The following is an 8,002-nucleotide window of genomic DNA, read 5'->3' on the forward strand; positions in this document are numbered from 1 at the left end:
ATTTCTGCAAGACTCATAATGTCACGGTGCTGTTCTTTCTCGATACGCTCCATCTGCTCGGCAATACTTTCCGAAATATTACTTTTCCTTACATTCTCGGATCCTGTGATAGCAGCTCGCGCTTCTGCGTATCCCGCATCCTTTGCTGCTTGCGTAGCGTTTCCACCGTTCTTAATATATTCAGCAGCAAATGCTTCCTGCTTTGGCGTCAACTTCTTCCCGTTTTTCTTATCTTTCGTTCGTTTTGGACGTTCGCTTTCGTTCGCTTTGCAATCCGAACGTTCGTTATCCCAGTCATATGTATTTTTCCATCTGCGGATTGTTCCTTCCGGTTTCCCAAGCTGGTCAGCAATGTCCACCAGCTTCATGCCGTCCTTATACAGTTCATATGCCTCATCAGCTAATGGATTTTTCTTTGCTGCCAACCGATCATCTCCTTTCATGGCAATAAAAAAGGACGTACCGTTATGGTACATCCTTATTGTCGCAAGTGTTCGGAGTCGAACCGAACTCTCCTCTATCAAGGCGTAATCACCAGAGTATACTACGCTTGCTAACAAGAAACACCCCGATCACTCGGAAACCATGCGTTGGTTGACGCCGCTTTTATTTAAGCTACTGTTTCTTGTTTATATGATTGTACCATATACGTTCTACCTTCTCAACCATCTTCTTTTCCTTGGGTAATAATCCAGTTGCTCCTTTGGAATTATCATTTTCGTTATGATTATATCCATGATGCACATGTGGTTTTATCCCTTTATGTGGATGATTGAGATCTATTTGTTTCTTTCTTTTATTCTGCTCATCGTAATATGTAATTTTCAGCAAATCATTCCCTCCCACGGTCACATACACTCTGCCCTCCGTCATCGTTTCAAAAAGTGATTCTGAGTTTCTGGAATTTGCTTTTACAAATTTGACATTCTCATGTTCTAATATCGTATGATACTGACTGCCATACGGATTTTTATTTTCGCTTAATCCACTACTTGCTCCTCTTCCACCCATTCAGTATCCTTTCAAAGACTTAAATATTTATAGCCATTTTTCTTTGCATATTTAACAGCTTCTTCTCTCGATTTAAAACTACTTCTAACATTTTCTTTTATCTTGATTTGCTTTTCGTGATAATTATCTTCATCATCCCAATGTGACAATACATCTCTGGTACCAGTCATATAGAACACCGTTCCATGTGGTGTATTTTCCTTACTTATGACAACATTTCCACTTAATTTCCCAAATCCGCTAGAGCCACCACGTCCACCAAAAAATTGTAAATTCACTACCACTGCGCCACCTCAACCTCATGCCACTTCTCGCTGAACTGTTTGACATGTACAATATTTCCTTTACACTCATCTGGGACTCTGCCATAAAAAATAATCTGTGTAGGCTGTAATCTCTCTACCATCTCAAGATAGCCATCCAAAAACCGCTGTTTCTTTTCTGTGCTGTTCTGTGTCCCGACAGAAGAGACCGCAACAACACCCTGTGTAGGTTCTCCATCAAAGCACCATTCAAACGACTTCCGATCGCTCCAGCAAATCGTAGGAATAACATTAATTCCATGCATCTGCCAGTACGCACCGAGCCAGTGCTTACGGTAATGGTTATAGATCTGTAACGACTTTGGAAAATCCGTATACAGACTGAAATCTGGTGTCAGCACATACTTAAACCGTTGCAACATTGCCGTGTACTTATCCGGGTCTGTCCATACTCTGGTAAACTGGTAATCATCCAGGAAGAAATGTACTGCCTTATTCTCCGGTTCTTTTGCGTTCCTCGCATAATTGAATCCGATAAATTCTGCATTATCAAATTGTACAGGCTCTAACTCCGGTATGTCATACTGACCAACTCCATCAAATAACATCCTCTGTGCATTTTCGTAATTTCTCTGTGTTTTATACATGGCATAGTCCTTTCCTCATATCATAATTATAAGACAGGTCAAGCATGGATTTGTGCCAACTTTAGGGCATAATAAAAGAGAGGCTGTTATTCCTCTCTTCCCCATACAATCATATACTGCCCGTTCTTTTCTTCCACCAAATGCGCCATTCTCTGCCGCATAAGCCTCTGCGCTGTGCCCTTTCTCCTGTAAAAGCTACGCCTGCTGATTGGAAGAATGCCGTAGTGTGCTTCAAGCATGTCGTAACTGGTCCCAATAATGATTGATTCTGTCAGTTTATCAGCTATGATGCTGTCCACGCTCATGCAGATCTCGTATACTTCTTTTTCATCCAAGTACATTCCCCCTTTCAAATTTTGCGCAAAAAAATACCAACCATCGAATATTGACGGTTGGTAAGTTAATTAAAACGGAAGCCACTCTCTTACTTCTTTCAATCCCTTATATGTTTTCATTAATGCCGAATTGTTATGAAGATATTCCATACCCTTGATTGTTACTGTTGCATTTTTTATAGAAGCTGTTAAAACCCTATTTTGTGCATCATGTGTTATTTTAACATTTTTCAGTAGTCCTTCATCATTCATCGCTTCTATTATATCATAGTAGCATTGCTGAGTTATTCCATAATCTTCCGGTTTTGGGACTGTTTTTTCTGAAACTTCTTTCAAGATACTAACAACAATCTTTAGCTGATTTACTGCCATAACAATACCTCCAATATGCATTTTTTTGAATTGTACCACTTCAACCGCCAATATTCAATTATCAATGTACTACAAATTTATTTTTATTCTTCCCCCGCCGCATCCTTACAGGGGAAGGTATGATCGCTTGGATTTGTTATCTGGTTTTAAAATTTAAAGGTTAGACAAACCGGAGCTGTCCGGTCTGTTCTTCCAATTTTTTTGTCTCTCCGAGAATTATCTTCCGGAACAGACTTTCAAAAATAGTCACCGGAATACTGTTCCCCGCCTGTTTGTACAATGCACCGTTTAAGCAGTTTTTCTTTCCTGGATGTACTTTCAGTGCATTATCAAAATCCTCATCTGTATAACCTTGTATTCGCCAACATTCCCTTTCGGTAAGATACCGATATTTTCCGTTCCCTAAATCAACCACGCCACTGTTTGGACTTCTCATCTGCTTGCATGTGATTGTCATGGCATACTCTTTAATAACCGGAACTCTGCCTTTAAAACTTCCATTATAATCAGACAATCCGTCTATTCTTCGTAACATACTCGGTTGCGTAACAGTATAGTATTCCGGCACATCACTTTCTAAAAAGTCTTTAATATTTCGCATTGGTGTATGTATCAAATTGGAAAAATCAAAGTATTCATTCCCAAGTACAGATACCGTGAAATATCTCTGCCTTGCCTGCGGCAATCCAAAATCCCGCGCATCCAAAAGCTCATAGCTGCTTGTATATCCCATCTTTGCAAGTTCAGACATATAACGGTTGTGGTTATGCACCATATATTTGCTACGGACATTTTTCACATTTTCCCAAATGACATAACGTGGCTTCCAGGCTCCCATCTGCCCGATAATGTGGATGGTTTCCCACATTAGGCTTGAACGTGTTTCTGACCCCTTATCTGCGCCTTTCTGTTTGCCAGCAATACTGAAATCCTGGCACGGACTTCCATGTATCAAAATATCCGGCTTAAGATTCCACCCAACAACTGATTGCGTCTTATACGGTAATTCGTTTGCAAACATGGCGTTGTAAGAACGTACTGCCTTTTCGTCAATCTCGACATAATCAATCGCCTTTACCGAAATACCAAGGTTTCTAAGTGCGCACCGCGGGGAGCCTATTCCTCCGAATAGTTCTAAAATCTGTATCATGGCATTACCTCCAAATCTTCCAATGGAACATAATGTTTTAAATTGTTCGCATAATAAACAACAGCACATTTTACTGTTTCTTTTGCTCTTTTCGATACATAAAACGCTTCTGGAATAACTCCGACACCTACATCACATTCGTCTTGATAGACTGCATCAAGATAACCTTTGATAACAATATTCTTATATCCGACAATTACGCCGATGAAATTCTTATCAACGTGTTTGAAATAAGTTTTCTCGATATATTCAACATTCTTTTCGACAGTGCCATCATTGTTTCCATCTGCCAGATTATTGTCCATTGCATCAGCAGTTAATGTTTCCCTGTCGAGATACAGCCATCTTCCGTCTTTAAATGGCTTATAAAAGCCTTTGCATTTTACTTTTTCAAATAAATTCATGGCAACACCTCCACAAAATTTAAGGTTTACGCAAACCGGAGCTGTCCGGTCTGCTCTGCTTCTATCTGCATATTTGGCATCCGCTCTGCAACACACAATTCTGGCAAATTTGCTCTGACCAGTGCTGCAGGTATTGGCGGACATACTGCATTGCCGCATCTTCGCACCTGTTCGCTTCTCGGATATGTCTTGCCGGTGTAATCATGGTCGATTATGTAATCGTCCGGAAATCCCTGACATCCATATAACTCCCTTGGCTCCAGCATCCGCAGTCCAATATCCACAATCTGGTAATCAGTGCCGTTGATGGTCACAAGTCCAAAGCGATCCTGTGCTGTGACTGTATCAAGCGGCTGTTCTATATCCTGCCCTGTTCCCTGTCCATAGTATTTAATCAGAAACGCTCTGACCTCTCCAAAGTGTCCGTCACCAGCCGTGATCGTTGGTAATGGCTGTCTGATATCTTTTCCGTCACAATGATTGTTCATCTGAATCAGATTCGCAGTAACAACGCTGTTATGATCCCATGCGGTCACTGTCGGAAGCGGATTTTCTACTGTTTCCCCAGCACCTTTATATCCTCCGTCATAGTACTTATGCAGAAACGATGCGACCAGCCCATATCTATTTGAGCTGTCAACTGTCATGATCGGATCTTTTATAGCCTGCCCTCTTACTCCATCTTTTGAAGTTTCTGAATGGTACTGAATCAACGTAGGACTAATAAGACATTGCTGATTGCCAGTTGTAATTGTGTGTATCGGATCTTTGCAATTTCCGCCCGGATGATTTGTCGTATTCTTTCCCATGTATGGTGCAAGCGTTGGTTCAATCAGACAATGCTCATTTTTGCTCACAATCGTTGTAAGCGGCTCTCTAACATCCTTACTTCGGTCTTTTGCAAATCCTGTCTGCCCGATCTGCACCATATACGGCTCCACAATCCCGTACCCGTGCTTTCCGGTTATGGTAGGCATCGGCTCTCTGATATCATTCGGTCTACGCTCACCGCCATGATTACACTGAATGATAAAAGGCTTTGGATTATTCAAAACGAATTTTATAAATCCTCTGGCTATCCTGTCCATCGTCTTTTGTGCCAGTGGTCTTACTGCCCGGATGCCGTATTTCTCCTTGATTTCTTCCGAAGTATCGAAGATACTTGGACAGGGCAATGAAAAATCCAACTGCGTGTATGCTCCAACATAAGGCTTCACTAGTCCTGCTTTTACCGCTTCACTGTCTGCTGGTGCGTGTGTCGGCTCTGGCCAGACAATCGGCTTGCCATCACACCTTGCAATCAGGAAGAATCTCTTTCGCATGGTCGGTGCGCCATAATCGGCAGCAATCAGTTCTTTAAATTCTACAGTGTACCCCAGATCATTAAGCTGCTGTACAAATTTTTCAAATGTTTTTCCCTGCTTTGCCTTGATCGGATGGTGCCCTCTGTTCAATGGTCCCCATGTTTTGAACTCTTCCACATTTTCAAGCATGATGACTCTCGGTCGGACAAGTCCCGCCCACCTGCAAGCTACCCATGCAAGACCTCTGATATTTTTATCCTTTGGCTTTCCACCTTTTGCTTTACTGAAATGCTTACAGTCTGGTGAGAACCAGGCAAGTCCAACCGGATGCCCATTGCATGCCTTTACTGGATCAACTGCCCAGACGTTTTCACAGTAATGCTTCGTGTTCGGATGATTAGCCTTATGCATCTTAATTGCTTCTGGATCATGATTGATTGCAATATCAACACTGTATCCGGTTGCCATTTCTATACCAGTGGAAGCGCCGCCCCCACCGGCAAAATTGTCAACTATCAATTCTCCATGTATCATTTTCTTCAAAAGGAACCCGGCGCGCCTTTTATCCGGATAGGTTCCGGCTCCTTTCTGATATTCCGTGCACATATCTACAATAGTGCACTTTGAATTTGTTTATGTTGCGTTTTATGCAATAAATTCATCGTTTTATTGCTTTTAAATCATCCAATCTAACGGAAAACCTCTCACTCCTTTTTTATTTCAAAATTTCATCTAAGCAGGCATTCCAACCCACCCGACGTATTGATATGCTGAGATCTTCATAACCAGATTTCAACTCTGGTATCTTTTCTCCGGCAGTTCCCGGAGTGGACACCAATCCGGCTTTTTTCCGTCTGGTACAAGTTTTCCTGTCGCACAGCACAGATATTCGTCATCATTCTCTGTCTCATAGCACAATGTGCATTTCTGGCACACCTGTTCCGGCATATCCATAACTAATACTGCTTTTGACATATCAGTGCACCTCTTCTCTACGGTTCTAATCCGTCTTATTACTTCGATAAAACTTGTCAGTCGCATCAAACATTGCATTTCTAGCATCTTCAAAACCTTTTACATATGCTCTCATTTCTGTGAGGTTCATTGCTTCATCCGGTTGTATCATTGTTTCGTCAAAACTATTTAAAATTGCTTCTTTATCTTCTCTTGTCACTTTACTCCACCGCCTTTCACAATCTCGATTGCGTGCTCATAACTTCTTGCTTTCTCTTTTCCCAAATTCCTGTTATATGCATTCTCCCAAAACTTTCTCTCATTTTCCAACTGCTCCACAATCTTGTCCGGGTCATAGGCGGTCGGATATTCTTCTAGTAAATACAATACTGCATTTGTATTTACTAAAGTTCCATTGCTTAAAGTAACCGATTTTAAATCTTTCTTTAGTGCATCCGCATCAATCAGTCTCATTGTTTGCTCTCCTGTTCCAATCTGTAGTTGCTTTTGTTCGCTCGTCTTTTCCTGTTCTGATTCCACCGTCCTGATCCATATACATCTCACATTCATAGCTTTTTGGAAGTTCTGTTCCGCATTTCATACATTTGATTTTGAACATTACTCCAACATCCGAATGTGATGACTTATTTACAATGGTAAAGAACATTGCTTTTCCGCCGCAGAACGGGCATGGTTTAAGTTCTTCATTCATTCTTCGTTTTCCTTCCATTTCTCACATGTATCATCCAGTCCACGGAAATCTGCACAGTGTTCACTGTCTCCATTGCAACAAACGCCCTCATATTCAGCGTAGTATTTACATGTACTGCAATATTTTTTTGTTATTGATTCACTCTCCGTCATGACTCTATCTTTCATTTCTGCCAATTCCTCTTGACTGAATTTTGTGTAACCGATTCCACAATTTGTAAATCCTCCCGCTCTATACGCTATGGTTCTCGGCATCCTACACCTCCAACAGCTCCGGATTATCAATCGCATTACCGATTACCTCTATTTCGCCGAAATCAACATCGAAAAATCCGTACATAGCACATCCGCATTGTGCCAGTTCCCATGCTGCGTAATTCTCACTCCATCTAATCAGATATGGCTCTTTATCATCATCATTATGCTTTATGGCAATGTCATTCTCGAAGATCAGTTTGTTGTTCTTATCAGGCATTGCGGTGCACTGGCAGATTGTAGATGGGTTCACCTGCGCGGCATCCAAATCGTGAGGAGTACCATCTTCATTCGTTCCAAGTACATAACCGATAAAATATTTAGAGTAGTCCTTCTCGTCTACAATTAGATACCCTTCCGCCCATTCGCCATTATCAATCCGCTTTCCACGGCATAAATATCTATTCTCCATCACGTTCCACCTTTTTTCCTTTGCAAAATCCTCTATGTTCATGCACGGAGAAAGAAATACTTCCGGTCTGCTTCATGTAAGTCAATTTTTCTCCGGTCAACTCACATTTATGTTTACGTTCATTCAAATACTGACATCTTCCATCACAATACATCGCTTTCCCCCTCCATTTCTTTCAGCTTGG

At 41.4% G+C, this 8,002-nt stretch carries 16 protein-coding genes; all 16 read right to left on the bottom strand.

From position 1 onward, the window contains the following. The coding region (locus tag DW650_RS18760) for a terminase small subunit (RefSeq protein ID WP_199654328.1) at positions 1–425 on the bottom strand (425 nt) is incomplete at its 3' end. A gap of 190 nt (positions 426–615) precedes the next feature. Further along, a complete protein-coding gene (locus tag DW650_RS18765; protein WP_006857538.1) occupies positions 616–1,011 on the bottom strand; it encodes a hypothetical protein in 396 nt (131 codons plus the stop codon). Between the two features lie 11 nt (positions 1,012–1,022). After that, the gene (locus DW650_RS18770) at positions 1,023–1,289 is read right to left on the bottom strand and encodes a hypothetical protein (RefSeq protein WP_118210840.1); all 267 of its coding nucleotides are present in this window, start codon (positions 1,287–1,289) and stop codon (positions 1,023–1,025) included. Then, positions 1,289–1,921 carry a DUF4417 domain-containing protein gene (locus DW650_RS18775; protein ID WP_118210829.1) on the bottom strand — a complete coding sequence of 211 codons (633 nt, stop codon included), beginning with the start codon at positions 1,919–1,921 and terminating at the stop codon, positions 1,289–1,291. The genes DW650_RS18770 and DW650_RS18775 overlap by 1 nt, the downstream gene beginning before the upstream one ends. Before the next feature lie 86 nt (positions 1,922–2,007). Next, positions 2,008–2,262, bottom strand: coding sequence for an ABC transporter ATP-binding protein (locus tag DW650_RS18780; RefSeq protein ID WP_118210830.1), 255 nt, complete (start codon positions 2,260–2,262; stop codon positions 2,008–2,010). Between the two features lie 63 nt (positions 2,263–2,325). Next, positions 2,326–2,628 (bottom strand): YjcQ family protein, encoded by a 303-nt coding sequence (locus DW650_RS18785; RefSeq protein WP_158576247.1) that lies wholly within the window; start codon positions 2,626–2,628, stop codon positions 2,326–2,328. Positions 2,629–2,788: 160 nt separating this feature from the next. Further along, a complete protein-coding gene (locus DW650_RS18790; protein ID WP_118210832.1) occupies positions 2,789–3,778 on the bottom strand; it encodes a DNA cytosine methyltransferase in 990 nt (329 codons plus the stop codon). Beyond that, complete coding sequence (locus DW650_RS18795) at positions 3,775–4,182, bottom strand: hypothetical protein (RefSeq protein ID WP_118210833.1); 408 nt, start codon at positions 4,180–4,182, stop codon at positions 3,775–3,777. Before DW650_RS18795 ends, DW650_RS18790 begins: the two co-directional genes overlap by 4 nt. A 26-nt stretch (positions 4,183–4,208) precedes the next feature. Next, positions 4,209–6,005 carry a DNA cytosine methyltransferase gene (locus DW650_RS18800; RefSeq protein WP_330414697.1) on the bottom strand — a complete coding sequence of 599 codons (1,797 nt, stop codon included), beginning with the start codon at positions 6,003–6,005 and terminating at the stop codon, positions 4,209–4,211. Positions 6,006–6,278: 273 nt separating this feature from the next. After that, entirely contained in the window at positions 6,279–6,461 is a 183-nt protein-coding gene (locus DW650_RS18805) for a hypothetical protein (protein ID WP_118210835.1), read from the bottom strand. Between the two features lie 25 nt (positions 6,462–6,486). After that, positions 6,487–6,660: a hypothetical protein gene (locus DW650_RS19615; RefSeq protein WP_158576248.1), complete on the bottom strand. Its 174-nt coding sequence runs from the start codon at positions 6,658–6,660 to the stop codon at positions 6,487–6,489. Next, positions 6,657–6,914, bottom strand: a complete 258-nt coding sequence (locus DW650_RS18810; RefSeq protein ID WP_118210836.1) for a hypothetical protein — start codon at positions 6,912–6,914, stop codon at positions 6,657–6,659. Before DW650_RS18810 ends, DW650_RS19615 begins: the two co-directional genes overlap by 4 nt. Then, entirely contained in the window at positions 6,901–7,152 is a 252-nt protein-coding gene (locus DW650_RS18815; RefSeq protein WP_158576249.1) for a Lar family restriction alleviation protein, read from the bottom strand. Before DW650_RS18815 ends, DW650_RS18810 begins: the two co-directional genes overlap by 14 nt. Next, a complete protein-coding gene (locus tag DW650_RS18820) occupies positions 7,149–7,406 on the bottom strand; it encodes a hypothetical protein (RefSeq protein WP_118210838.1) in 258 nt (85 codons plus the stop codon). The genes DW650_RS18815 and DW650_RS18820 overlap by 4 nt, the downstream gene beginning before the upstream one ends. Position 7,407: 1 nt before the next feature. Beyond that, positions 7,408–7,818, bottom strand: a complete 411-nt coding sequence (locus tag DW650_RS18825) for a YopX family protein (protein WP_118210839.1) — start codon at positions 7,816–7,818, stop codon at positions 7,408–7,410. Then, positions 7,808–7,972, bottom strand: coding sequence for a hypothetical protein (locus DW650_RS19620; protein WP_158576250.1), 165 nt, complete (start codon positions 7,970–7,972; stop codon positions 7,808–7,810). The genes DW650_RS18825 and DW650_RS19620 overlap by 11 nt, the downstream gene beginning before the upstream one ends. Positions 7,973–8,002: the final 30 nt, after the last annotated feature.

Source organism: Roseburia sp. AM23-20 (genome assembly GCF_003470905.1).
GTDB classification, from domain to species: Bacteria; Bacillota; Clostridia; order Lachnospirales; family Lachnospiraceae; genus Roseburia; species Roseburia rectibacter.